The following is a 25,881-nucleotide window of genomic DNA, read 5'->3' as shown; positions in this document are numbered from 1 at the left end:
CGCCAGGAATTTGCGTAGGGACGTCACGCCGGCTCGACCACCGGCGTGAACAGGTAGCCGCCGGAGCGTACCGTCTTGATGATGTCCGCCTCGTCCGGGCCGCGCTCGAGCTTGCGGCGGATGCGGCTCACCAGGACGTCGATGCTGCGTTCGAACGAGCCGGAGGCTCGGCCCTGTGTAAGATCGAGCAGGCTGTCACGCGACAGCACGCGGCCAGGCCGCTCGCAGAATGCCTGCAGCAGGTCGAATTCGGCGCTGGTGAGCGCGACACGGGCACCTTCTGGGTTGCGCAGCTCACGCAACCGCAGATCGATCCGCCAGCCGAGGAATGTCAGCGTGGTCGCGCCCTTCATCGCGTTGGCGGTCACCGCCGCGGTCTGGCGCCGCAACACGGCGTTGATGCGTGCAAGCAACTCGCGCGGGTTGAACGGCTTGCCGAGATAGTCGTCCGCGCCCATCTCGAGGCCGACGATGCGATCGACGTCCTCGCCTCGTGCTGTCAGCATGATCACGGGAATCTCCGAGGCCGCGCGCAGCCTGCGGCACAGGCTGAGACCGTCTTCCCCCGGCAGCATGAGATCGAGGACCACGAGATCGACACGGCTATCGGCGAGATGGCGGTCCATTTCGTGCCCGTCGGCGGCCACCATCACATTGCAGTTCTGGCTGCGCAGATAGCGCGCGATCAGGGCGCGCGTCTCGCGATCGTCCTCGACAACGAGAATGTGAGGGGAAAGGGGTGCCATTGCCGATGCCCGATCCGTTTTCGCCTGCGCTCCGGATAGCTGCATGATCGTTTGTGTCCAAATGTTTCCGAAAGCCTGTCCGCAACATGCTGCAACATCGCTGAGCGACTCGACAAGTTACAACATATCAACCTGGCGCCTTCCCCGGGCCCCGGAGGGCCCCAAACCGGGCATCCAGCGCAGGCATCCACAGGCGCAACGCCTGGCGGGCGGGAGACGGCTCGCCGTGACTTGGGCATGTCGGCCTTGCCGCGCTGCAACTCAGGGGCCGGGGAGGGCAGACACCGCGACACGCGTGGTTCCCGTGGCTTCGGTGATCACCCGCAGGGTGTCGTTATCGAAGGCGACGTCGACGAGGCGAACGCTGTCGATGGCGGCGTTCACCTTGACGCCGTCGGCGCCGGCGCGGAAGTCGGCCAGTGCGGCCTCGATCTTGTCACGGGCGTTGGCGGCAAAGGGCTTGAGATCGATCGTCGCCTTGTCGGCCAGCATGGTGCGCAAGTAGGGTTCGGCCGCGCGCGCGGCCGGCCCGAGCAGGCCGAATGCCGCCTTCGATTCCACCGCGAGCTCGATGTCGGTCAGCCGCAGGATCTGCTGGGCCTGATCGAGCACCGGCCGTCCCCAGACATGAACCGTAGCCTGGGCCCCGAAGCTGAAGATGCTCCTGGTTTCGGCGGCATCGACGTCGAGGGAGATCAGCAGGCGATTGCCGGAAGGGGAAACCTGGGCGCCACGCACCGTGACGGCCACTGCGCTGTCGCCGTTTTCGGGCAGCGTTCGCCCTTTCAGCTGTGCATTGAGGATCGCGTTCACTTCGGTGAATGGCAGGTCGATCGGCACGCCGATCGCCATGTTGCCGTTGTCGATCGGCGGTACGATGTCCAGCAGTGCCGGGAACGGGCAGTTTGGCGTGGTCCTGGTGGCGAGGATGCGTGTTTCTGCCTCGACGCCGAGCGTCAGGACCAGATTGGCAGCATCGACCCGTGGCTGGGCCGCGATCGCCTTGGTCGGCCGAAGTTCCAGATAGAGATCCGGCATGTTCGGCGCCGCGCGCGGCAGAGGGATGGAGCGGCACATCTTGGCCCATTCGCGCCGCGCGCTCTGCTCCAGGATGGGGTCGTTGCGCACACGCTGCTGCATCGCGCCGACCTGCTCGCCGACCAGCTTGTCGAGAACCGGCTTGACCTGGGCGGGCACGCCGATGCGCATGCCGCCGGCGGTGATGCCGGTATCGCCGACATTGACCTGCGCGGTCAGGTTCGGCTCCACGCGCCAGTGCTCAGTGAGAAGGGGGCGCGATGTCACGATGACATTGCCCCGAATGTCGGCGTTGGCATTGATCGCCTTGATCGAGATGTTGCCGAGTTGCTTGCCGATGTTGCCGCCGATCAGGCCGCCGATGGCATTGGCAGCATTGCCCGACAGCGATCCGGTGACATTGAGCTTGCCACTGAGCGGCGCCGTGACGGTCAGCTGATTGCCGGCGCCTGTTGCGGCGATCGGTCCGCGTTCCGCGGCCCAGTTGATGTCGGCGTTCTGCAGGATCTGCCCGACCGGATTGTCGGCCTTGCCGCTGAAGCTGCGCGGCGCGCCGCGCTCGGCCGCGGCGCGGATCGCATCCAGCGAGATCGCCACCGGAGCGATGATACGCGAGGTCCGCGTCGGCGGTGGCAGCGGCGACAACTTCACCAGCGGTGGCGCGACGCTGCCCGGCGGCGGCGAGATGAAGTTCATCACCTTCAGGCTGACGACGAACGAGATGACGAGCGCCGCCAGTCCGAGCAGAAGTGTCTTGATGCGCATGAGGTCCCCGACCGAGCAACGGACGGAGAGTCTAGCGCGTCTTCTGCGCGGCGACACCCCGTTTTGTCACGGCGGGGTTGGACGCGGACCGCGCGGGATGGCCGGCATGGTTGGTTGCAGCACGGCGCGCATATCGGATCGACCGCGCAGGGGTCTCAGGATTTCAGCCCTGACGCCTCGTGCTGCTGGAGGCATGGCGCTCCGCCGGCAGCACGACGACACGGGTGCCGACGGCGGTGCGGGAATAAAGATCGATGACGTCGTCATTGGTCATGCGGATGCAGCCCGACGAGACATGACCGCCGATCGTCGAGGGATTGTTGGTGCCATGAATGCGGTAGACCGTGCCACCGAGATACATCGCGCGCGCGCCAAGAGGATTCTGCGGGCCGCCAGCGACGAACCGGGGCAGATAAGGCTGGCGCGCGAGCATGTCCGCGGGCGGCGTCCAGTCCGGCCACTCCGCCTTGCGCGTGATCGATTGGGTGCCCGACCAGGTGAAGCCCTGACGGCCGACGCCGATGCCGTAGCGAATGGCGCGGCCATCGCCCAGCACGTAGTAGAGATAGGTGTTGGGCGTATCGATCACGATGGTGCCGGCCGCCTCGCGGGTCTGGTAGGCGACGATCTGGCGCTTGAAGCGTGCCGGCCGTTCCGTGACCACGACGTCGGTGTCGGCATCGACCTGCGGTGCCGCCTGCGGCTGCGCGGGCATCGCATCGAGCGGCGAGGGCATGACCGGCAGCGGCAATGGCAGCAGGGGAAACAGCACCGCAGGCCCGGCGAGCGCGGGGGCCGTGATGCCGGCGACGCCGATGGCGACAAGCGCCGCCATCGTCCGACGGCGCCAGATGTTGTGATTGTTGCGATCGATATGCGGTGATGTCGCTGCGGCGTCCGGCGTACGGACGCGCATGTCCTGTGTCCTGGTCATCGCGCTTTCCCTGCCTTTTGCCTTTTGGTGCGGCTCGCAGGCAGGAGGTTCAATCGGCGACGTGAGTTGGGTTGACGGCTGTGCGGTTGACGCTTGCCGTCGCGTTCCGACGGCAGGCTGGAAAGCGAACTAGATCAGGCCGACCACGATCGCGCCGACGAAAGCAAGCGCAGCATAGGCGGCGATCAGGTTGATCAGACGGCCGGCGAAGGTCATGGCGAGCCTCCCTTGTCCGACATCAAGAACGAAATCCCAGGACGAAATCCCAAGACGAAATCCGGGCACCAGGTTCGGCCCGGCTCAGCGCATTCCGGTGCTCAACAACGCCGTCGCGGGCAAAAGGTTGCAATCTGCGATCATGGTAAAAAATCCATAAAAACAACGCGTTGAAGAGTCCTTAAATAAATTCGTCGAACGTGCGCGCATGACGCGCGGAGTTCGTTTGTATCTTGTCGGCTCCATCGTCCTCGTGTCCCTCGCCGGGTGCGGCCGTGGTTTCTTTCAGACCGCGGAGCGCGAACCCTGGCGGCACGAGGCCGAAGTGGCATGCCTGAAATCAGGAGCTGTGCGCGAGGCTGCAGGCCTCGTGCGCATCGAGCCGATCACAGGGCCGGGTGTTTGCGGCGCCGATTTCCCCCTGAAAGTCGCAGCGCTCGACAGCGGCAGCGCGACGGGGTTTGCGGACGAACTGCGGCCGCCGGGGGGCATCCCCAATGGCCAGCCGCGCTGGCCGATCTCGCGATCGGTATCGCCGCCTTCGACCTATCCTGCGGCTGCGCCCTCGAACGGTTCCTATCAGGCGTCGCCGAATGGCGGCGGGCAGGGGCCGGTGTCGCTGCGCGCGCCCGGCGTTGCTTCGTCAGCCGCCGACGAGATCGAGCTGCCGGCGGATGGTGCGCCCGAGGCGCAGATGCCGGCCGAGGCGGGGCAGCGCTATGCGCAGCCCGGCTATTCGGCCGCCCGCGAGCCGCAACCGGAGGCGCCTCTGCCCCGGCTCGGGCCGGCGCAGGCGCCGCCTGTCGCCGCCATCGGCCCCGTATCGGTCAAGCCGGCTGCGACGCTGGCCTGTCCGATCGTGTCGATGCTCGACCGCTGGATCGCCGACAGCGTGCAGCCTGCGGCGATGCGATGGTTCGGTGCTCCGGTGGTCGAGATCAAGCAGATTTCCGCATATTCATGCCGTGGAATGAACGGCAATCCCAACGCCCATATTTCCGAGCATGCGTTCGGCAACGCGCTCGACGTCGCCGGCTTCACGCTGGCCGATGGCCGGCGCATTTCGGTCAAGGATGGCTGGCGGGGACTGGCGGAGGAGCAGGGCTTCCTGCGCGACGTACAGGGCGGTGCGTGCCAGCTGTTCAACACGGTGCTGGCTCCGGGCTCCAACGTCTATCACTACGACCACATCCATGTGGACCTGATGCGGCGTTCCAGCGGACGCATCATCTGCCAGCCTGCGGCGGTCGGGGGCGAACAGGTCGCCGCCCGCGTCATGCAGCGCAGTGGCTATGCGTCCCGCGATGCCGGCATCACCGGCTCGATCGGCCGGCAGGCGCGCAAGATCTTTTCAGGCAAGCTGTCGAAGGACGACGAGGCGACGATCGAGGATGAATCGCGCGTCCGCGATTCCGAGCGCTGAGTACTCAGCGCTTCGCCTCGCCGCCATAGGCGGCCATGAACATCCGCACCGCGCTGTCGATGACATAGGCGATCCGCTCGCGTGACGGCGAGGGGGTGGTCTGGAACACGAACGGCAGGAACAGCGTGGCCTGGCAGCTTTTCAGGAACTGCTCGGCAGCGAGTTCGTGATCGTCGATGACCACCACGCCCGCCTGGCTCTGCGCGGCGAGGTATTGGGCCAGGCGATTGATGCTGCCGGCAATGATGGTCGAGTAGTAGCGGCGACCGATTTCCGGCATCCGCTCGGCGATCGCCATGATGGTGCGCACCGCCGAGCCGCCTTCCGGCCGGCACAACAATTCCATGTAAGCCATGCCGAACCGGCGCAACGAGCCGGGAACATCATGGTCGTCGAGATCGATGTCGGCGCCAATGCGGCCATGAACCTGGGCGATCTCCTCGACGATGGCCTGGAACAGCGCACACTTATCGGCGAAGTAGACATAGAGCGTGCCCTTGGACACGCCGGCCGTCCTGGCAATTTCGCCCATGCTCGCTGCGTCGAAGCCGAACTCCATGAACATCCGCCGGGCGCCGTCCAGGATCTGGCGGCGTTTGGAGGAGTCTTCATCGACCGGAGCGACCTTGAGCGCGGCAGGGCTGTTCATCGGGGTGGTCGGCCTCTCGTCAGGTGATTGTCGCAACGATTCGGTAGCAGGATGCCGCTAGTGTTTCGGCAGCCTACCGGAGACCTCCCTGTTCCTGGCAACAGGTTTCCTGGAGGTATCCTAAGAAAGCTATGTTGACCGAACCGTTCGGTCAATGGTAAATATGCCGCGGTTGGCGCAGTGCAGCAACCGACGCTGTGGGGGCGTTGGGGCGGCGGCGTTGCGCATGTCGAAGCTTAGAGCAAGCCAATAACAAGGAGGCCGTCATGGCCGCTGGACGTGACCAAACTGCCCGGATCGTGCGTCCGGACTCCGATGCCGCCCCGTTCGATCCCCACGCCGCACCGCGTGCCCAGGCTTCGGCCGCTGCCGACGTGCGCCAGGACACCGCGCCCGAAGGCAAGGCGCCTGCCGTCGCTGAGGCGCCCGTCGGCGGTGCCGCCACGACCGCCCCGGCCGCGCCCGCCGCGCCGAACCGCCGCCGGCTGGTCCTGATCGGCGTCGCCGCCGTGCTCGCGGTCGCCGCCGTTTCCTATGGAAGCTATTACGCGCTGGTGGGACGCTTCATCGTCTCCACCGATGACGCTTATGTCCGTTCCAACAACACCCTGCTCGGCGCCCGCGTCGCCGGCCACATCGCCCGCATTCTGCCCAAGGACAACAGCCGCGTCCGCGCCGGCGACGTCCTGATCAAGATCGACGACGGCGACTACAAGATCGCGGCGGATTCCGCGCGCGCCAAGATCGCGACCCAGGAAGCCACCATCGTCCGCATCGGCCGCCAGGCCGACGCGCAGGTCAGCATGGTCGAGCAGGCGCGTGCCCAGCTCGAATCGTCGCAGGCTGCCGTGAAGCGCGCGCGGTTCGACTATGACCGGCAGCAGCAGCTCAGCGACAAGGGCTTCGCGTCGAAAGCGACCTTCGAGCAGTCCGAGGCGACGCGCGACCAGTCGGTGGCATCGGAGCAGAGTGCGCAGGCCGCTCTCATCGCGGCCGAGCGCAACGTCGACGTCATCAAGGCCCAACAGGTCGAAGCGCAGCGCCAGCTCGGCGAGTTGCAGACCGCGCTCGCCAAGGCCGAGCGCGACCTCGCCTTCACCGAGGTCCGTGCGCCGGTCGACGGCACCTTCTCCAATCGTCTCGTCAACGAGGGCGACTACATTCAGGTCGGACAGCGTCTCGCCAACGTCGTGCCGCTCGACGACGTCTTCATCGACGCCAACTTCAAGGAGACCCAGCTCGGTCGGCTCAAGCCCGGACAGCCGGTGAGCTTCACCGTCGACGGCGTCGGTGGCCGCAAGATCGAGGGTACGGTCGAGAGCCTGTCACCGGCATCCGGTTCGGTGTTCACGCTGCTGCCGCCGGACAACGCCACCGGCAACTTCACCAAGATCGTGCAGCGCGTGCCCGTGCGCATCCGCGTTCCGGCCGACGTGGCGCGGGAGAACCTGCTGCGCGCCGGCATGTCGGTCGTCGTCCACATCGACACCCGCGCAGGCAACTGACGCTCCGGCGCTCGCCGCCATCAAACAGGACGCGACGTCATATGTCCGGACCGAGTGCAGGCAATCCGACCATGGGCGGGGCAGGCGGGATGGCTGCCGCCCCGGTTGCCTCCGAGCAACTGGTGCCCAAGCGCATCTTCGCGTTTCTGATCATGGTGTTCGGGATGTTCATGTCCATCCTGGACATCCAGATCGTGTCGGCATCGCTGTCGGAAATCCAGGCGGGCCTGTCGGCTTCGTCCAACGAGGTCTCGTGGGTGCAGACCGCCTACCTGATCGCGGAAGTGATTGCGATCCCGCTGTCGGGCTTCATGTCGCGGGCGCTCGGCACGCGCTACCTGTTCGCCATCTCCGCCGCCGGCTTCACCGCGGCGAGCCTGATGTGCGGCCTGACGTCGTCGATCGGCCAGATGATCCTGTGGCGTGCTATCCAGGGCTTCCTTGGCGCAGGCATGATCCCGACGGTGTTCGCCTCCGCCTACACCGTGTTCCCGCGCAACAAGCTGCACATCGTCGCGCCGATCATCGGCCTTGTGGCGACGTTGGCACCGACCGTCGGACCGACCGTCGGCGGCTATCTCACCGATGCGCTGTCGTGGCACTGGTTGTTCTTCATCAATGTGCTGCCGGGCATCGGCATCACCCTCGGCGTGCTGGCGCTGGTCGATTTCGACAAGCCGAACCTCGCGCTGCTCGATCACTTCGACTGGGTTGGCCTGTTCTCGATGGCCGGCTTTCTCGGCGCGCTGGAGTATGTGCTGGAAGAAGGCCCGCAGTACGACTGGCTCGATGACGATGCCGTTGCGACCTGCGCCGTGATCTGCGCGGTCTCGGCCATCATCTTCTTCTACCGCGTACTGACGGCGCGCGAGCCGATTGTCGATATCCGCTCGTTCAAGAACCGCAACTTCGCCTTCGGCAGCATGTTCTCGTTCTGTATCGGCATCGGGTTGTACGGTCTGACCTACATCTATCCGCGCTACCTCGCCGAGATCCGTGGCTACAGCGCGCTGATGATCGGCGAGACCATGTTCGTGTCGGGTGTCGCGATGTTCCTGACCGCGCCGATCGTCGGTCGCCTGATGCAGAAGGTCGACCTGCGCATCATGATCGCGCTGGGGCTCGTGATGTTCGCGCTCGGCACCTGGCAGATGACCTGGCTGACCCGCGACTACGATTTCTGGGAGCTTTTCCTGCCGCAGGTGTTCCGTGGCATCGGCATGATGATGGCGATGGTGCCGGTCAATAACATCGCCCTCGGCACGCTGCCGCCGTCGATGGTCAAGAACGCCTCCGGCCTGTTCAACCTGACCCGCAACCTCGGCGGTGCGGTCGGGCTCGCGCTGATCAACACCGCGCTCAATCACCGTACAGACCTGCACATCTCGCGCCTGCAGGATCGTGTGACCTGGGGCAACACCACGGCGACCGAGACGCTCAACATGCTCACCCAAAAGTTCCAGGGTATGGGCGATGCGTCGATGATGGCGCTCAAACAACTGTCGATGATCGTCCATCGCCAGGCGTCGGTGATGAGTTATGCCGACAGCTTCCTGATGCTGACGTTCTTCTATCTGGCGCTTGCGACGCTGGTGTTCTTCGTCGATCGGCCTAACATGGCGGGTCCTCCACCGGACGCGCATTGATCACAGCCGGCGCGTGCAGGCCTGACATTTCCTGCGGGCAGCGCGCCGGGCTTTCATGCGTCGTGGAACCCATCCCTCGCGCATGCGGGATCTGCCCTGTGTGGGCGCCCCGGCTCCGACAGCCGGGAGGTACGATGCCTGGTCCTGGCGTTGGAATCGGACCGGGAATTTCGAACAATCCGAAAGGCACCGTTGGCTTTTGCGCTCAGCCGGGCTGCGGCGACCGCACGAGCTTGGGTCTGCGCCAGCAATTTCACGACCGAGGGCGTGCCGTTGGTCACGGCTCTCAGCGACAAGAGCTGGCTGAGATGGGAGCAACTGGCATCGCTCAGGCTGCGACGCTTTGTCGGAAAGCGACGCCATCTCGTGCGTCAGCAAAATGCTGCCGCAATTGTTGCCCATTGCTGCGGCACTCACGATTGCGGCGACACGCCGCATCACGCACCCGTCACGCCACGCCAACCAGGAGGAGCTGTATGAAGACGAATTTCCTGCTCATCGCTCCCGCGTGCGTCGACCTTCGGATCCTCGGTTGACCTCACGCGGTCCCGGGATCCGTCCGGTTTCGGTCTGACGACCGTCCGGTCGCGTCACCCGACGTTCAAACCCTCGTTTTTGTTTTCGGACGCCGGCTGCGCATGGTTGCGGCTGTCGTGCCCTCTGCCATGGAGCCGGTTCGCGCTGACGCGTGGCCGGATCGATCAATGACCCGTCTTCGTCAAAAGCCGGCGGATGCGTTCCGCACGGTTCTTCCCTTCGTCTTTCGCCACTGGAGCCGTCAGCCATGGCGGCTGACGGCGATCTGCCTCGCGCTGGCTGCGTCGACGCTGGCGGACGTGTTCATGCCGTACTACGCTGGCCGGCTGGTCGACGCCGTCGCGAAAGGCGCGGCCGACCCGTCGCTCGGCCGTGACGCGGCGTTCTTCGCTTTCGCGGCGATCATCGGCCTCGGCCTGATGTCGGTGGTGCTCAGGCACATCGGCTTCCAGGCCATCGTCGCGCTGACCCTGCGGATCATGAGCGACGTCGCGCGCGATGCGTTCTGGCGCGTGCAGCGCTTCGCAACCGACTGGCATGCGAACAGTTTCTCGGGCTCGACGGTGCGCAAGATCACGCGCGGCATGGGCGCGCTGGATCTGCTCGACGACACCCTGCTGATGGCGCTGCTGCCGTCACTGGTGGTGCTGCTCGGCTCGATGCTGCTGCTCGGTCTGCAGTGGCCGCTGCTGGGGCTCGTGATCGCCATCGGCACCATCGCCTATGTCGTGATGGTGGTGGCGTTCTCGACCTACTACATCGCGCCGGCGGCGCGGTCGTCGAACGCCTCCGACACCAGGCTCGGCGGCATGCTGGCGGATTCGCTCGGGTGCAATGCGGTGGTCAAGTCGTTCGGCGCCGAGCATCGCGAGGACGAGCGGCTCGCCGGCGTGCTGCGCAACTGGAAGCACCGCACCGGACGGACGTGGCGGCGCTACACCCGCACCGGCACGGCGCAGCTCGTGCTGTTGCTGGGCATGCGCACCGCGGTGGTCGGCGGCGCCTTGCTGATGTGGCTGTCCGGCCGGGCGTCGGCCGGCGACGTCACTTATGTGATGACGAGCTATTTCGTCATCCATGGCTATCTCCGCGACATCGGCATGCACATCAACCATCTGCAGCGTTCGGTCAACGAGATGGAGGAACTGGTCGCGATCCATGACGAGCCGATCGGCATTGCGGATGCGCCCGATGCACGGCCGATCGACGTCACCGGTGGCGCGATCCGTTTCGACGACGTCACCTTCCACTATGGTGGCCACTCCACGCCGCTCTACAACGGCCTGTCCGTCGATATCCGGGCGGGGGAGAGGATCGGCCTCGTCGGCCGCTCCGGCTCGGGCAAGACCACATTCGTGAAGCTGATCCAGCGGCTGCATGATGTGTCATCCGGGCGGGTGCTGATCGACGGACAGGACGTGCGTCACGCGACGCAGCAGTCGCTGCGCAGCCGGATCGCGATCGTGCAGCAGGAGCCAATCCTGTTTCATCGCTCGCTCGCCGAGAACATCGCCTACGGTCGCCCCGGCGCGTCGCAGGCGGAGATCGAGCACGCGGCGCGTCTGGCCAACGCGCACGACTTCATCGCCCGCCTGCCGGCCGGTTACGGCACGCTGGTCGGCGAGCGCGGCGTGAAGCTGTCCGGCGGCGAGCGGCAGCGCGTGGCGCTGGCGCGGGCGTTCCTGGCGGACGCGCCGATCCTGATCCTGGACGAGGCGACGTCGAGCCTCGATTCGGAATCGGAGGCGCTGATCCAGGAGGCGATGGAGCGGCTGATGCAAGGCCGCACCGCGATCGTGATTGCTCACCGGCTGTCCACGGTGCGCTCGCTCGACCGCATCCTGGTGTTCGAGCGGGGGCGCGTCGCCGAGGAAGGCAACCACGCCTCGCTGGTGCGGCGGCCCGGCGGCATCTACCGCGGCTTGTTCGAACGCCAGGTGCTGGAGTTCGGCGCGTTCGGCAAGACTTCGGGCGGGGATATCGATCAGGTGTCCGCCGCGGAGTAAGGGCTGCAAAAACGACAACGGCCCGGCAGCGATGTCGGGCCGTTTTCCTTTGGGCGTGCGGAGACGCGCTGCTACTTCGTGGTGTAGCCGCCGTTGACCAGAATCGTCTGGCCGGTCATCCACCAGCCGTCCGACACCAGGAAGCGGATATAGGGCACGATGTCCTCGATGTCGGTGAGGCCGGTCTTCGAGAAACCCGACAGTGCGGCTGCGGTCTTGTGGTAGGCGACGGCATCGGTGCCCTCCGCCGGATAGAAGAACGGCGTGTCCATCGGCCCCGGACCGATCGCAGTGACGGAAATGCCGCGTGCGCCGAATTCCTTCGAGGCCGCGCGGGTGAAGTGCTCGACGGGAGCCTTGGTGCCGGCATAGGCGGCATAGAACGGCGTGTAGGCGCCGAGCAGCGACGTCACCAGCGTGACGATCCTGCCGTTGTCGTTGACGTGGCGGCCGGCCTCCTTGAGGAAGAAGAACGCCGTCTTGGCGTTGACCGCGGACATGGTGTCGTACTCGGCCTCGCTGATCTCTGCGATCGGCTTCTTCAGGACCTTGCCGACGGTGTTGACCGCGATGTCGGGCCGGCCGACGGCGGCCACGGTGTCAGCGAACAGCTTTTCCACCGCCGAGGCGCTGGTGAGATCGGCCTGGAATGCGGCGGCTTCTGCGCCGGCGGCCTTGATCGCCGTGACCGTCGCTTCCGCGTCCGCGCGGGTGGCGGCGCTGTTGTAGTGGATCGCCACCGCCTTCGCGCCGTGCGCGGCGAGGTCGCGGGCGAGCAGCCCGCCGAGGTTCTTGGCGCCGCCGGCGATAAGGGCGACTTTGCCTTTGATGCTGTGGTTGGTCACGGCTCTGCTCCGCATGTCAGGAGGCATCGCCCGCTGCGATGCCATGGACGGCAAGCTATCGTCTGTAATCATCCCATAAAGCTGCTATATCTGCCCTGACTTGTCAGAAATAACGAACAATAGGGTGAGGCGTGGATCGGATCGACCTGTTTCGGATCTTCACCCGGGTGGTGGAGTGCGCGAGCTTCACCCGGGCCGCGGACCAGCTGGGCATGCCCCGGTCGTCGGTTTCGGCGGCGGTGGTCGATCTCGAACGCCGGCTCGGCACGCGGCTTCTCCACCGCACGACCCGCAAGGTCGGGGTCACCGAGGATGGTGCGGCGTTCTACCAGCGCTGCCTGCGGCTGATCGCCGATGTCGAGGAGACCGAGCGGCTGTTCGAGCCGTCGGCGCAGCCGAGCGGCAAGCTCCGTATCGACGTGCCCGGCCGCATCGGCCGTCTGATCATCGCGCCTGCGTTGCCTGTGTTCCTGGCGCGCTATCCGGCGATCGACATCCATCTCGGGGCGACGGACCGCATGGTCGATCTCGTCGAGGAGAACGTCGATTGTGTCCTGCGCGTCGGCCCGCTGACGGCTTCCGGCCTGATCGCGCGGTCGATCGGCGAACTCACCCTGATCAATGTCGCAAGCCCCGACTATCTCGCGCGGCGCGGCGTGCCGCGTGTGCCGGCCGATCTTGAAGGCCATGCCGTCGTCCACTACGCATCGCCGTCGAGCGGCCGCATCGAGACATGGGACTATGTCGACGATGGCGAGGTGCAGAGCCTGGCGATGAGCGGGCGCGTCACCGTGAACAATGCGGAGGCCTATATTGCCTGCTGCCTTGCCGGTCTCGGGTTGATCCAGATTCCTGCCTATGATGTCAGGCATCATCTCGAGGCCGGCGAACTCGTCGAGGTGATGCCGGGGCATCGCGCGCCGCCCCTGCCGATGACATTGCTCTATCCGCACCGCCAGCATCTGTCGCGCCGGCTGCAGGTCTTTGCCGACTGGCTCGCGACGTTGCTCAAGGACTGCGTGCGGCAGTGAGAGACGCTGACATGCAGCGGTCGCCTGCGGCCATGCATCCGCTCTTGTGTCGTGATCGCCGAAAGGCGCTAGTGTCCCGGCCCTGACAATCGCATGGACGGGCGGCGCGATGAGTTTCATCACGGGTGTGGGGCTGACGCCGTTCGGGCGGCACGAGGGGCGAGCCACCCTCGATCTCATGAGCGCGGCCGCCGAGGCGGCGCTTGCGGACGCGGGGCTGGCCCGGGCCGACATCGATGGCGTGCTTTGCGGCTATTCCACCACCATGCCGCACCTGATGCTGGCCACTGTGTTTGCCGAGCATTTCGGCCTGCAGCCGCACTATGCCCACGGTATCCAGGTTGGCGGTGCGACGGGTCTCGCGATGGCGATGCTGGCGCATGAACTGGTGGCGGCGGGGCGGCTCCGGCATGTGCTGGTGGTCGCCGGCGAGAACCGCCTGACCGGCGTATCGCGCGACGGGGCCATGCAGACGCTCGCCCAGGTCGGCCATCCGGTCTACGAGGTGCCGCTCGGCCCGACCATTCCGGCGTATTACGGCCTCCTCGCGTCGCGCTACATGCACGACTTCGGCGTCACCGAGGAGGACTTCGCCGCGTTTGCCGTGCTGATGCGCCGCCATGCCCTTGCGCATCCCGGTGCTCAGTTCCGCGAGCCCATCACCGTCGCCGACGTCATGGCGTCACGCGTGATCGCAACGCCGTTGAAACTGCTCGATTGCTGTCCGGTGTCGGACGGCGGAGCTGCCGTCGTCATCAGCGCTGCGCCGACCGCAGCGCATGCCGTGCAGGTGCGCGGCTGCGGGCAGGCGCATCAGCATCAGCACGTCTCGGCGCTCGCGGATATTTCGCAGGTCGGCGCCGCCGCGGCGAGCGCGCGGGCACGCCAGCAGGCCGGCATCGCGGCGTCGGATGTCCGCTATGCCGCGGTCTACGACAGCTTCACCGTCACCCTCGCGCTTCTGCTGGAGGAACTTGGCTTCGCCGGGCGCGGCGAGGCCGCGGCCCGTGCCCGGGCCGGCGATTTCAGCTGCACCGGCCGCCTGCCGCTCAATACCCATGGCGGCCTGCTGAGCTATGGCCATTGCGGCTGTGGCGGCGCCATGGCTCACCTCGTCGAAACCCAGTTGCAGATGACCGGACGGGCGGACGAGCGCCAGGTGCGCGATGCGTCGCTGGCGTTCGTGCATGGCGACGGCGGCGTGATGTCGTCCCATGTCAGCATGGTTCTGGAGCGAACGCGATGAGCGCCGATCTCGGGCACGCCGACTGGACATCCGGGGCCGAGGCGATTGTCTACCAGGAGTGTCCGTCCTGTCGGTCCGTCTGGTCCTTCCGCCGCGGGTTCTGCCCATCCTGCGGATCGGACACGCCGCGGACGCACCGTGCGAGCGGACACGGCGTTGTCTACGCCGTCACCGAGGTCCGCCGCGCGGCGACGCCGGAGGCCAAGGCCCACGTCCCCTACACGCTGGTGCTGGTCGATATGGCGGAAGGCTTTCGCATGATGGCCCATGGCGACGCCGGGCTTGCGATCGGGGATGCGGTGGCGGCGCGGTACGCATTGTTCTCCGGCCGCGTGGTGCCGCACTTCAGCAAGGCCACCACCAAAGGGTGAAGGGCCCGGCGGGATGCGCCGAGCCCTTCGTGACGAAGATCAGCCGGCCTGTAAGCCGGGTTCTGTAGGGCACCGTGCGCTTGCGCGCGCGATACGTGACGGCCATTCCTCTGGGACGGCGCTTGCGCGCCGCCTCGAGCAACCTACCCGAACGGTCGAGCCAGACATGCCCTGTGGAGTTATCGCCCGAAAGCGAACTGTCCACGACGCCGTTCCTATTCGGTTTTGCTCCCGGTGGGGTTTACCATGCCGTCTGCGTTGCCGCAGACGCGGTGCGCTCTTACCGCACCTTTTCACCCTTACCTGCGCCGCAGCGCCGGCGGTTCGTTCTCTGTGGCACTTTCCCTGGGGTCACCCCCGCCGGACGTTATCCGGCACCGTTTGTCCATGGAGCCCGGACTTTCCTCCCCCGCGACCTTTCGATCCTTGCGGCGACGGCCGTCCAGCCGACTGACGGCTACGTCATGGAGTGTGGCGGCAGCGGGGTCAAGTGCGGCCGCTCCGGCGGCTTGGTATCGAGCAGTTGCTGGAGGGTCTCCAGCGTGGAGAGATCGGCGATGCCATCGACCAGTTCGGGCCTGAAATGGCGCTGGAACGCCATGATCACGGCGGTTGTCGGCGCATCGTACTGGCCGGTGCGCGGCACCGCGTAGCCATAGGCGGCAAGACGTTCCTGCAGCGCCAGCACCGTGTCGCCGGACATTCCCGGCCGCAGCGCGGGGCCGCCGGGCACGATGCGCGCCGGGCGCACCCAGTGGCCGACACCGGAACTCGCCAACAGCCGCCAGGGAAATTTCTCGCCCGGATCCTTCTTGCGGTCGGGGGCGATATCGGAATGGCCGAGCACCCGATCGCTCGGGATGTCGCGGCGGATGATGATGCCGCGGCACAGCGCGATCACCGCTGCGACCTGGCGTGAGGGAAAATCCGGATAACCCCAGTCGTGGCCGCCATTGACGATCTCGACGCCGATCGAGCACGAGTTGATGTCGGTCTCGCCGGCCCAGGACGACGTTCCGGCATGCCAGGCGCGATAGGCCTCGGGCACGCACTGCACGATGCGGCCGTCTTCCAGCACGACATAGTGCGCCGACACCTCGGTGCCGGGCTTGCACAGCCGCGCCAGCGCGCTCTCGGCATCCTGCATGCCGGTGTAGTGCAGCACGATCATATCGGGGGCGCGGTTGTTGCGCCGGTCACCATAGTTGGCGGAGGGGACGACGTCGGAAATGACCGACGAGTCCGGCATGAACTTCAGCATGTCAGCGTGGACCCAGGGTGAAGGCAGACGAGATGGCGGCGTGGACGGCAGGATCCGTTGACGCTTCGACGCAGAGCCACCCGACGCAAAAGACCCCTGGATCATGTCACACTCAAACCGGGCGGGAGAGCGGCGGTGCACCGACATTCGAACAGAACCTGGGTTCGAAAGGGAACTTGCGGTTCCACGGTGCGGCCGGCTCACACCGGATTGCTGTTTCTTGATACCGGACACTTCCGCAATGCACATTCAACAGTGCGTTCCGCCAATCTGTTCGGGATCAAGAGCGCCACTATCCTGCCATAAAGCTTGCCGCGCAATCGCCGTGAGCGGGACGAAGCCATGCTGTCCACACCGCCGTGTTCTGCGCGCCGCGCGAAAGGGCAGTTATTCCATCGGCTTACGATGTCGTGTTGGCGCCGCGCCACATCGGCGGAGAAAAAGCCGGGACGTGTTTTGCAAATTCCGCGTGATCATCAACGGTTCCTTAATGTTAACCCTCGCTTACTGGGGTTGAATGCCGGTCCGCTGGAACGGGCTGAAATGTTTCTTGTCGATCGCGGAACCCCATGGTTGGCCATCAGATTCCCTGCGCACGCCAGCAGGCCTCACGGCCCGCGCGGCAGCCTGCGCCGGGCGGGCCGGCACGACGCGCAGGGCGGCGGTGGGACACGCGAGGGCGCATCATGATGGCAAAAGGTCCGGATCATCGGGTTCCATCCGATCAGCGCCACATCCCCGTGCTGGGCGAGGAGGCCGTGGCAGCGCTCGCACCGCGCGCCGGCGGGATTTATATCGACGCGACCTTCGGTGCCGGCGGCTACAGCCGGATGATCCTCAACGTGCCGGGCACGCAGGTCATCGGCATCGACCGTGACCGGACCGCGATCACCGCAGGCTTCGCGCTGGTCGAGGCGGCGGGCGGGCGGCTGACGCTCGTCGAGGACCGCTTTTCCAATATCGCGGACGTTTGCGCCGGACAGGGACACGCGACGGTGGATGGCATCGTGATGGATGTCGGCGTGTCGTCGATGCAACTTGACCAGGCCGAGCGCGGCTTTTCCTTCCGCTTCGACGGTCCGCTCGATATGCGCATGGGTCAGCACGGACCGAGCGCGGCCGATCTCGTCGCCACGGCATCCGAGGCGGCGCTTGCCAACCTCATCTACATCCTCGGTGAGGAGCGCCAGTCGCGCGGCATCGCGCGGGCGATCGTCGCGGCGCGGCGCGAAGAGCCGATCGTTACCACGCGCCGGCTCGCCGACATCGTCTCGCGCGTGGTGCGCTCCAAGCCCAACGAGATCCATCCCGCGACGCGCACCTTCCAGGCGCTGCGCATCGCGGTCAACGAGGAGCTCGACGAGCTGCAGACGGCCTTGCTTGCCGCCGAGCAGGTGCTCAAACCCGGCGGCCGCCTTGCGGTCGTCTCGTTCCACTCGCTCGAGGACCGCATCGTCAAGACCTTCCTCAATGCGCGCGGCAAGAGCGCGGGCGGATCGCGGCATTTGCCGGAGGTGGCGCAGCAGGCGCCGAGCTTCACGATCCTGACGCGCCGCCCGGTCGCGCCCGGAGAAGCGGAGCTGGCGAACAACCCGCGCGCCCGGTCCGCCAAGCTGCGGTCCGCGGAGCGCACTGCGGCTCCCGCGCATCATGCCGAGATGTCTTCGGACTGGCCCTCGCTCCAGTCCGTCATGAGGGGAGGCTGACGCGTGCGGATCGTGCATCTCTTCGTCATCTGCGCGCTGGTATTCGCCGCGGCCTATGTCTACCGAATCAAGATGGAATCCACGGTGCGCACCGAGACCATGCTGAAGCTGCGCGCCGACATCCGTGAGCAGCGCGATGCGATCGCGACATTGCATGCGGAGTGGGCCAAGCTGCAGAATCCGGCCAGGCTGCAGGATCTCGCCCAGCGCTATCTCGGCATGCGCTCGATCGAGGCGACCCAGTACGACCAGTTCAAGAACCTCCCGGAACGGCCACCGAGCTTCGCTCGCGCGGCGACCCCTGATCCGATCGGCGCGATGCTCGACATGATCGGCAAGGATGCGGCGCCAGCCAGGGGTGTGGCGCCCGCCCCATCGGCGGAGGATGCGCAATGACCGATGCCGCGCTCTCCTCAGCCCGTCCGACCGAGCCGCTGCGCCGGCGCCTGATCCGCAGCCTGCTCTATGGGCGCAAGGATCGCGCCGCCAAGGCGCGTGCCCGTGTCGGCTTCATGATGATCGCGTTCGCGGCGATCTACACTGTAATCGCCATGCGCCTCGTTGTTTTCGCGATGGTCGGCGAAGGCCACGGCCTGCGCCGCGGCGGCAGCCAGGATGCGGTGGCCACCGCGCGGCCCGACATCGTCGATCGCAATGGCTCGATCCTCGCGACCGACGTCAAGGCGCCGTCGCTCTATGCCGAGCCGCGCCGCATCATCGACAAGGACGAGGCGGTCGAACTGCTCACCGCGACGCTGCCGGATCTCGACACGGCCGAGGCCCGCCAGCGCATCATGACGCGCAAGGGGTTCGTCTGGCTCAAGCGCGAGATCACCCCGCAGCAGCAGCAGGACATCCATCGGCTCGGCATTCCCGGCATCGGCTTCCTCCGCGAGAACAAGCGCGTCTATCCCAGCGGCCAGGAGGTCGCGCACCTCATCGGCCTCGTCAATATCGACAACCAGGGCATCGCCGGCATCGAGAAGTGGCTGGACACCAACGGTCTCGCCGATCTGCACCGCGCCGGCTTCGCCACCGATCGCCAGCAGCAGCCGGTCGAGCTCGCGGTCGATCTGCGGGTCGAGCATGCGCTGCGCGACGAGCTGATGAAGGCCAAGGACAAGTTCCACGCCAAGGCAGCCTCCGGCCTCGTCAGCAACGTGCGCACCGGCGAGATCGTCGCCATGGTGTCGCTGCCGGATTTCGATCCGAACAATCCGAAGGAAGCCAACGATCCCGACCGCATCAACCGCCTGACCACGGGCGTCTACGAGATGGGCTCGACCTTCAAGGCTTTTACGCTGGCGATGGCGCTGGACTCCGGCAAGATCAGCCTGAACTCGATGTGGGATGCGCGCGGCAACCTGCACTATGGCAAGTTCACCATTCACGACAGCCATCCGCTTGGACGGGCCATCAATACCAAGGAAGTGTTCACCTACTCCTCGAACATCGGTGCCGCCCGGATCGCGCTGAGTCAGGGCGTCGAAGCTCACAAGGCATTCCTCACCAAGATGGGCCAGCTGCAGCGCCTGCGCACCGAGCTGCCGGAGAGCGCGGCGCCGCTGGTGCCGCGGCGCTGGGGTGAGCTGAACACCGTCACCATTGCCTTCGGGCAGGGTCTGTCGGTCGCGCCGCTGCAGGCGGTGATGGGCATCAATGCGCTGGTCAACGGCGGCTATCTCATTCCGCCGACCTTCCTCAAGCGCAGTGAGGAGGAAGCGGCCGCGCTCGCCAAGCGGGTGGTCAAGACCGAGACCAGCGACAAGATGCGCTTCCTGATGCGTCTCAACGCCGAAATCGGCACGGCCAAGAGCGCCGACGTCAAGGGCTACTATGTCGGCGGCAAGACCGGCACCTCGGAAAAGGTCATCAACGGCCGCTACGCCAAGAAGCGGGTGCTGAACTCGTTCACGGCGATCATGCCGGCGGACAACCCGCACTATCAGATCCTGATCATGCTGGATGAGCCGCAGGCGCTGCCGGAAACGCATGGCTTCATCACATCCGGCTGGAACACGGTTCCGACCGGTGGCAAGGTGATCGCACGGATTGCGCCGCTGCTCGGAATGGAGCCGCGGTTCGATCTGCCGCCCGCGGAGCGCCTTATTCTTGCGGCATCGAAGGAAAGCCGCTAAGCGCTGGCTCGGCCGCACCGGCCGGGCTGCGACAGGATGCTGTGACAGACCTCGTGTATCCGTTGCGTGCTGAACCATCACAACTTCGAGATTTCGTGACCCCAGAGCCGTCGTGACGATGAGACTGCGTGATCTTCTCGGCCATGATGCCGCGCTCGATGCCCCGACGGGTGATCTTGCGGTGACCGGGCTCGCCGTCGACAGCCGGGCCGTCCGGGCAGGCGACGTGTTCTTCGCGCTCGCAGGTGCACGTACCGATGGCGGCCGCTTCATTGCCCAGGCGGCGGCGTCCGGCGCTGTCGCGGCGGTCGGAGAACAGCCCGCGCCGGCGGACTGCACCATTCCCTATCTTCAGGTTGCACAGGCGCGACGGATGCTGGCGCTCGCCGCCGCACGGTTCTATCCGCGGCAGCCTGCGACCATCGCCGCGGTGACCGGCACCAGCGGCAAGACATCGGTTGCGGCCTATGCGCGCCAGATCTGGCAGAGCCTTGGTTTTGCGTCCGCCAGCATCGGTACTGTCGGTCTCGTGACGCCGACACGCGCCGTCTACGGATCCCTGACGACGCCTGATCCGATCGCGCTGCACCGTTCGCTCGACGAACTCGTCGGTGAGGGCATCACCCATCTGGCCTTCGAAGCCTCGTCGCACGGTCTCGATCAATTCCGGCTCGATGGTGTGCGCGTCGATGTCGGCGCTTTCACCAACCTGTCGCGCGATCACCTCGACTATCATCCGACCGTCGCGGACTATCTCGCGGCCAAGCTTCGGTTGTTCGAGGCCCTGGTCGTCGATGGCGGTGCGGCGGTCGTCGCCACCGATCACGACCACGCGGCGGCGGTCATCGCCGCGGCGCAGCGTCGCAAGTTGCGGCTGTTCACCGTCGGCCGCAGCGGCCGGGACGATGCCAACGGCATTCGTCTTGTCGATGCGGCAATCGATGGCTTCGGCCAGCGGTTGCGTCTGGTCCATGCCGGGGTCACTCATCAGCTTCGCCTGCCGCTGGTCGGCGAATTTCAGATCGAGAATGCTCTGGTCGCGGCGGGCATTGCCATCACCACCGGCGGCGATGCCGCGCAGGTATTCGCCGCTCTCGCGGCGCTGGAAGGCGCCAAGGGAAGGCTGGAGCTCGTTGGCGCGCGCAACGGCGCACCCGTGTTCGTCGACTACGCCCACAAACCAGATGCCCTCGAGAAGGCGCTTGCGGCGCTGCGTCCCTATGCCAGCGGCCGCCTGATCGTCGTGTTCGGCGCCGGCGGCGACCGCGACACGGGCAAGCGACCGCTGATGGGGGCGATCGCCGCCCGCGGCGCCGATGCGGTGATCGTGACCGACGACAATCCACGCAGCGAGGACCCGGCGTCGATCCGCGCGGCGATCATGGCGGCGGCGACGGGGGCCCGCGAGATCGGCGATCGCGGCGAGGCGATCCGTGCCGGCGTCGCGGCCCTTCAGCCCGGCGATGTGCTGCTGATCGCGGGCAAAGGCCATGAGACGGGACAGATCGTCGGCACGCAGGTGCTGCCGTTCAGCGATCATGATGCGGCCCGCGCCGCACTCGCGGAGGCGACCCCATGACTGTCCAGCCGCTCTGGACCCTCGGAGCCATGGCCGACGCGATGCGCGCCGCACGCAGCGGGCCGCTGCCCGAGACGGTGAGCGGCATTTCGATCGACAGCCGGACCGTCAAGCCCGGCGAGGCGTATTTCGCGATCAAGGGCGACGTCCACGACGGTCACGATTTCGTCGCGGCGGCGCTCAAGAACGGCGCGGCGGTCGCGGTGGTGGCGGATTCGCATCGCAATGCGTTTGCCGGCGATGCGCCGCTGCTGGTGGTGCCCGATGTGCTCGCGGCACTCGGCGAACTCGGGATCGAAGGACGGGCGCGGCTGTCGGGCAAGGTGATCGCAGTGACCGGTTCGGTCGGCAAGACGTCGACCAAGGAAGCGCTGCGCTGGGTGCTCGGCGCGCAGAGCAAGACCCATGCGTCGGTGGCCTCCTTCAACAACCACTGGGGTGTGCCGCTGACACTCGCGCGCTGTCCGGCTGATGCGGCCTACGCGGTGTTCGAGATCGGCATGAACCACGCCGGCGAGATCGAGCCGCTGGTGAAGATGGTGCGCCCGCATGTCGCCGTCATCACCACCGTCGAGCCGGTGCATCTGGAATTCTTCTCCGGCATCGAGGCGATCGCCGATGCCAAGGCCGAGATCTTCACGGGGATCGAGCCGGGCGGGGTTGCGGTGCTGAATCGCGACAATGGCCAGTTCGCGCGGCTGCAGAAGCGGGCGAAGAAATGCGGTGTGTCGCGCATCGTGTCGTTCGGTGCCGACAAGAAGGCGGATGCCCGCCTGCTCGACGTGTCGCTGCATGCCGGCTGTTCGGCGGTGCATGCCGACATCCTCGACCATGACATCACCTACAAGATCGGCATGCCGGGCCGCCACATGGCGATGAACTCGCTGGCGGTGCTGGCGGCGGCAGCGCTCGTCGGCGCCGATCTCGTTGCGGCCGGGCTTGCGCTCGCCGGGCTGCAGCCGCCCGCCGGCCGCGGCGCGCGGGTGACCCTCGGGCTGCCACATGGCTCTGCCACGCTGATCGACGAGAGTTACAACGCCAATCCGGCGTCCATGGCCGCTGCGCTCGACGTGCTGGCGCAGACGCCGGTCGGGCCGCGCGGCCGGCGGATCGCCGTGCTCGGCGACATGCTGGAGCTCGGGCCGAGCAGCGGCGAGCTGCACCGCGGCCTTGCGGATCCCGTCGCGGCGGCGAAGGCGGACCTGGTGTTTTGCTGTGGCCCCCTGATGCGAAACCTGTGGGACGCCCTTCCATCGACGCGCCGGGGCGGCTATGCCGATAGCTCGGCGGCGCTCGAAGCCGCCGTGGCCACGGCACTGCGGGCTGGGGACGCCATCATGGTCAAGGGGTCGCTCGGCTCGAAAATGAAGCTGATCGTCACAGCGCTGGAAAAGCGCTTCCCGGGCCGTGCGGCCTTTGACGATGTCGTTGCGTAAGGGGTTTCAGGCGGGGCTGGTGTCCCGGTTCTGACATTCGCGGCACCTGACGGCGGGCGCCGCAATTGCGAATGTCGAAACCACGGGGATACCGGCAAATCTGAGATACTGGTGTGGTTCTGGATTTGACACTGGCTCGAGGGGCCCGCGGCAAGACCGCAGCAAGTGCCACATCCACCATACCGGTTGCGGGGCGTGTCGATAACACACGTCGGAACAAGAACATGGAGCCGTTTCGTGGCGCGCCCTTGCGCCCGGACCGGCCGTAAGGCGGTTTGAATGTTTTACTGGCTGATCGATCTGTCCAGCTCGGTTCCGGTCTTCAATGTGTTTCGCTACATCACCTTCCGCACCGGCGGTGCGATGGTGACGGCGGCCTTGTTCGTCTTCCTGTTCGGACCCTGGATCATCGACAACCTGCGGCTGCGCCAGGGCAAGGGACAGCCGATCCGCACCGACGGACCGCAGTCGCACCTCGTGAGCAAGAAGGGCACGCCCACCATGGGCGGCCTGATGATCCTGTCCGGACTCGTCGTGTCCACCGTGCTGTGGGCCAACCCGCGCAACCCCTATGTCTGGGTGGTGCTGGCGGTGACGCTCGGCTTCGGCTTCGTCGGCTTCTACGACGATTACCTCAAGGTGACCAAGCAGACCCATGCCGGCTTCTCCGGCCGCACGCGGCTGCTGATCGAATTCCTGATCGCCGGCGCGGCCTGCTTTGCCTTCGTGTGGCTGGGCCGCGAGCCGTTCGCGACGTCGCTGGTCATTCCCTTCTTCAAGGACGTGGCGCTGAACTTCGGCTGGTTCTTCGTGATCTTCGGCGCCTTCATCGTCGTCGGCGCCGGCAATGCGGTCAATCTCACCGATGGCCTCGATGGCCTCGCCATCGTGCCGGTGATGATCGCCTCGCTGTCGTTCGGCATGATCTCCTATCTCGTCGGCAACGCGGTGTTCTCCGATTATCTGCAGATCAATTACGTCGCTGGCACCGGCGAACTGGCGGTGCTGTGCGGCGCGGTGCTCGGCGCCGGCCTCGGCTTCCTGTGGTTCAATGCGCCGCCGGCCTCGATCTTCATGGGCGACACCGGCTCGCTCGCGCTCGGCGGCATGCTCGGCTCGATCGCGGTCGCGGTGAAGCACGAGATCGTGCTGGCTGTAATCGGCGGCCTGTTCGTGCTGGAGGCGGTCTCGGTCATCGTGCAGGTGGCGTCCTTCAAGCTCACCGGCAAACGGGTGTTCAAGATGGCGCCGATCCACCATCATTTCGAGCAACTGGGGTGGACCGAGCCACAAATCGTGATCCGTTTCTGGATCATTTCGGTCATGCTGGCGCTGGCCGGCCTGTCGACACTGAAGCTCAGGTGAGTACGCCGTGATCCCGGTTACCAGTTTTGCAGGACAGACGGTTGCGGTGTTCGGTCTCGGCGGATCGGGCCTCGCGAGCTGTCATGCGCTGAAGGCCGGTGGCGCCGAGGTGATCGCCAGCGACGACGACACCGGCAAGCTTGCCGAGGCCGCTCGCGCCGGCTTCATGACCGCCGATCTGCGCACGGTGTCCTGGGCCGGTTTCGCCGCCCTGGTGCTGACCCCGGGCGTGCCGCTGACCCATCCGGTGCCGCACTGGACCGTGCTCGCTGCGCGCCAGGCCGGCGTGCCCGTGATCGGCGATATCGAACTGTTCTGCCGCGAGCGCCGCCGCCATGCGCCGACCGCACCGTTCGTCGCCATCACCGGCACCAACGGCAAGTCGACGACCACGGCACTGGTGGCCCACCTGATGCGGGTGGCCGGCCATGATGTGCAGATGGGCGGCAACATCGGCACCGCGATCCTGTCGCTGGAGCCGCCGCGGCTCGGCCGCGTCCATGTCGTCGAGATGTCGTCCTACCAGATCGACCTCGCGCCGTCGCTCGATCCGCTGGTCGGCATTCTGCTCAATGTCAGCGAGGATCACCTCGATCGTCACGGCACGATCGATCACTATGCCGCCGTGAAGGAGCGCCTTGTCGCGGGCGTGCAGCGCGGCGGCACCGCCATCGTCGGCGTCGACGACCGGTGGTGCCAGGCCGCAGCCGATCGTGTCGAGCATGCCGGCTCGCGGGTGGTGCGCATTTCCGTCAAGCGGCCGCTGGCCGACGGCGTCTATGCCGACCACGAGACGCTGGTGCGCGCCTCCGGCGGCGCCCGCACCGACATCGCCCGGATCGGCGGCATCGGTTCGCTGCGTGGCCTGCACAATGCCCAGAACGCGGCCTGCGCCGCCGCCGCCGCGCTCGCGCTCGGCGTCAGCTTCGAGGTGCTGCAGGAGGGGCTGCGCAGCTTTCCTGGCCTTGCCCACCGCATGGAGCAGATCGGCCGTAAGGGCAACGTGCTGTTCATCAACGATTCCAAGGGCACCAACGCTGATGCCGCGGCGCGGGCGCTGTCGTCGTTCAACGACATCTTCTGGATCGCCGGCGGCAAGCCCAAGACCGGCGGTATCGAAAGCCTGCGCGCGTATTTCCCACGCGTCCGCAAGGCCTACCTGATTGGCGAGGCGGCCGACGCCTTTGCGCACACGCTCGGTGACGCCGTGCCGCACGAGATCGCGGGAACGCTGGATGTCGCGGTAGCGCATGCGGCGCGGGATGCCGCGGCGTCCGGACTGTCGCATCCGATCGTGCTGCTGTCGCCGGCGTGTGCCTCGTTCGACCAGTTCCGCAATTTCGAGATTCGTGGCCAGTATTTCCGTGAACAGGTGCTGGCGCTGGGTTCGGTCGAGCCGGTCGTGTGAGTTCCGGCCATCTGCGCGCGGGGCAGTTGC

General features: G+C 66.5%; 21 protein-coding genes and 1 other RNA gene. 14 read left to right on the top strand and 8 right to left on the bottom strand.

All coding sequences use genetic code 11. The features are described 5' to 3' along the window. Positions 1–23: 23 nt before the first annotated feature. The 4 genes from JQ639_RS11075 to JQ639_RS11060 all read right to left on the bottom strand — a co-directional run bounded on the left by JQ639_RS11075 (position 24) and on the right by JQ639_RS11060 (position 3,768). Positions 24–746 (bottom strand): response regulator, encoded by a 723-nt coding sequence (locus tag JQ639_RS11075; RefSeq protein WP_211966148.1) that lies wholly within the window; start codon positions 744–746, stop codon positions 24–26. Between the two features lie 261 nt (positions 747–1,007). Beyond that, entirely contained in the window at positions 1,008–2,549 is a 1,542-nt protein-coding gene (locus JQ639_RS11070; protein ID WP_211966147.1) for a DUF4403 family protein, read from the bottom strand. Between the two features lie 163 nt (positions 2,550–2,712). Further along, positions 2,713–3,384 carry a L,D-transpeptidase gene (locus tag JQ639_RS11065; protein ID WP_211966573.1) on the bottom strand — a complete coding sequence of 224 codons (672 nt, stop codon included), beginning with the start codon at positions 3,382–3,384 and terminating at the stop codon, positions 2,713–2,715. A 228-nt stretch (positions 3,385–3,612) separates the two neighbouring features. After that, positions 3,613–3,768 carry a hypothetical protein gene (locus JQ639_RS11060; protein WP_211966146.1) on the bottom strand — a complete coding sequence of 52 codons (156 nt, stop codon included), beginning with the start codon at positions 3,766–3,768 and terminating at the stop codon, positions 3,613–3,615. Between the two features lie 139 nt (positions 3,769–3,907). Between JQ639_RS11060 and JQ639_RS11055 the strand changes: the two genes are divergently transcribed. Further along, positions 3,908–5,122, top strand: coding sequence for an extensin family protein (locus JQ639_RS11055; RefSeq protein ID WP_211966145.1), 1,215 nt, complete (start codon positions 3,908–3,910; stop codon positions 5,120–5,122). A gap of 4 nt (positions 5,123–5,126) precedes the next feature. On the opposite strand, the gene JQ639_RS11050 is transcribed toward JQ639_RS11055, so the two are convergent. Further along, positions 5,127–5,771 carry a TetR/AcrR family transcriptional regulator gene (locus JQ639_RS11050; protein ID WP_211966144.1) on the bottom strand — a complete coding sequence of 215 codons (645 nt, stop codon included), beginning with the start codon at positions 5,769–5,771 and terminating at the stop codon, positions 5,127–5,129. A gap of 266 nt (positions 5,772–6,037) precedes the next feature. Here JQ639_RS11050 and JQ639_RS11045 point away from each other — a divergent pair, with 266 nt between their 5' ends. The 3 genes from JQ639_RS11045 (at position 6,038) to JQ639_RS11035 (ending at position 11,465) form a co-directional block, all read left to right on the top strand. Further along, positions 6,038–7,276, top strand: a complete 1,239-nt coding sequence (locus JQ639_RS11045; RefSeq protein ID WP_211966143.1) for an HlyD family secretion protein — start codon at positions 6,038–6,040, stop codon at positions 7,274–7,276. Between the two features lie 89 nt (positions 7,277–7,365). Beyond that, positions 7,366–8,922, top strand: a complete 1,557-nt coding sequence (locus JQ639_RS11040; protein WP_249123054.1) for a DHA2 family efflux MFS transporter permease subunit — start codon at positions 7,366–7,368, stop codon at positions 8,920–8,922. A gap of 704 nt (positions 8,923–9,626) precedes the next feature. Continuing rightward, on the top strand, positions 9,627–11,465 hold the full coding sequence (locus JQ639_RS11035; protein ID WP_211966141.1) for an ABC transporter ATP-binding protein: 1,839 nt from the start codon (positions 9,627–9,629) through the stop codon (positions 11,463–11,465). A 71-nt stretch (positions 11,466–11,536) separates the two neighbouring features. Here JQ639_RS11035 and JQ639_RS11030 read toward each other — a convergent pair whose 3' ends face one another. Further along, the gene (locus tag JQ639_RS11030) at positions 11,537–12,310 is read right to left on the bottom strand and encodes an SDR family oxidoreductase (RefSeq protein ID WP_211966140.1); all 774 of its coding nucleotides are present in this window, start codon (positions 12,308–12,310) and stop codon (positions 11,537–11,539) included. 131 nt (positions 12,311–12,441) lie between these two features. Here JQ639_RS11030 and JQ639_RS11025 point away from each other — a divergent pair, with 131 nt between their 5' ends. From JQ639_RS11025 to JQ639_RS11015, 3 genes are all read left to right on the top strand, one after another. Continuing rightward, positions 12,442–13,341 (top strand): LysR family transcriptional regulator, encoded by a 900-nt coding sequence (locus JQ639_RS11025; RefSeq protein ID WP_211966139.1) that lies wholly within the window; start codon positions 12,442–12,444, stop codon positions 13,339–13,341. A 109-nt stretch (positions 13,342–13,450) separates the two neighbouring features. Next, the gene (locus JQ639_RS11020; RefSeq protein ID WP_211966138.1) at positions 13,451–14,587 is read left to right on the top strand and encodes a thiolase family protein; all 1,137 of its coding nucleotides are present in this window, start codon (positions 13,451–13,453) and stop codon (positions 14,585–14,587) included. Further along, positions 14,584–14,958 carry a Zn-ribbon domain-containing OB-fold protein gene (locus JQ639_RS11015; protein WP_211966137.1) on the top strand — a complete coding sequence of 125 codons (375 nt, stop codon included), beginning with the start codon at positions 14,584–14,586 and terminating at the stop codon, positions 14,956–14,958. Before JQ639_RS11020 ends, JQ639_RS11015 begins: the two co-directional genes overlap by 4 nt. Before the next feature lie 35 nt (positions 14,959–14,993). On the opposite strand, the gene rnpB is transcribed toward JQ639_RS11015, so the two are convergent. Then, positions 14,994–15,412: RNase P RNA component class A (gene rnpB, locus JQ639_RS11010), an RNA gene on the bottom strand. Positions 15,413–15,415: 3 nt separating this feature from the next. Continuing rightward, complete coding sequence (locus JQ639_RS11005) at positions 15,416–16,324, bottom strand: N-acetylmuramoyl-L-alanine amidase (protein WP_211966136.1); 909 nt, start codon at positions 16,322–16,324, stop codon at positions 15,416–15,418. A 584-nt stretch (positions 16,325–16,908) separates the two neighbouring features. On the opposite strand from JQ639_RS11005, the gene rsmH reads away from it, so the two are divergent. From rsmH to murD, 7 genes are all read left to right on the top strand, one after another. Further along, on the top strand, positions 16,909–17,925 hold the full coding sequence (gene rsmH / locus JQ639_RS11000) for a 16S rRNA (cytosine(1402)-N(4))-methyltransferase RsmH (protein ID WP_211966572.1): 1,017 nt from the start codon (positions 16,909–16,911) through the stop codon (positions 17,923–17,925). Positions 17,926–17,928: 3 nt separating this feature from the next. Beyond that, positions 17,929–18,321 (top strand): cell division protein FtsL, encoded by a 393-nt coding sequence (gene ftsL / locus JQ639_RS10995; RefSeq protein ID WP_211966135.1) that lies wholly within the window; start codon positions 17,929–17,931, stop codon positions 18,319–18,321. After that, complete coding sequence (locus tag JQ639_RS10990) at positions 18,318–20,063, top strand: peptidoglycan D,D-transpeptidase FtsI family protein (protein ID WP_211966134.1); 1,746 nt, start codon at positions 18,318–18,320, stop codon at positions 20,061–20,063. The genes ftsL and JQ639_RS10990 overlap by 4 nt, the downstream gene beginning before the upstream one ends. Positions 20,064–20,181: 118 nt before the next feature. Continuing rightward, on the top strand, positions 20,182–21,642 hold the full coding sequence (locus JQ639_RS10985; protein WP_211966571.1) for a UDP-N-acetylmuramoyl-L-alanyl-D-glutamate--2,6-diaminopimelate ligase: 1,461 nt from the start codon (positions 20,182–20,184) through the stop codon (positions 21,640–21,642). Continuing rightward, entirely contained in the window at positions 21,639–23,078 is a 1,440-nt protein-coding gene (locus tag JQ639_RS10980) for a UDP-N-acetylmuramoylalanyl-D-glutamyl-2,6-diaminopimelate--D-alanyl-D-alanine ligase (RefSeq protein WP_211966133.1), read from the top strand. The genes JQ639_RS10985 and JQ639_RS10980 overlap by 4 nt, the downstream gene beginning before the upstream one ends. A gap of 279 nt (positions 23,079–23,357) precedes the next feature. Then, entirely contained in the window at positions 23,358–24,443 is a 1,086-nt protein-coding gene (gene mraY / locus JQ639_RS10975; protein ID WP_211966132.1) for a phospho-N-acetylmuramoyl-pentapeptide-transferase, read from the top strand. A gap of 7 nt (positions 24,444–24,450) precedes the next feature. Further along, a complete protein-coding gene (gene murD, locus JQ639_RS10970) occupies positions 24,451–25,851 on the top strand; it encodes a UDP-N-acetylmuramoyl-L-alanine--D-glutamate ligase (protein ID WP_211966131.1) in 1,401 nt (466 codons plus the stop codon). The last annotated feature ends 30 nt before the right edge of the window (positions 25,852–25,881 follow it).

It is taken from the genome of Bradyrhizobium sp. U87765 SZCCT0048, from assembly GCF_018131225.1.
Taxonomy (GTDB): Bacteria; Pseudomonadota; Alphaproteobacteria; order Rhizobiales; family Xanthobacteraceae; genus Bradyrhizobium_A.
Note: the sequence above shows the minus strand (reverse complement) of the source record. Positions and strands in the feature narration are given on the sequence as shown.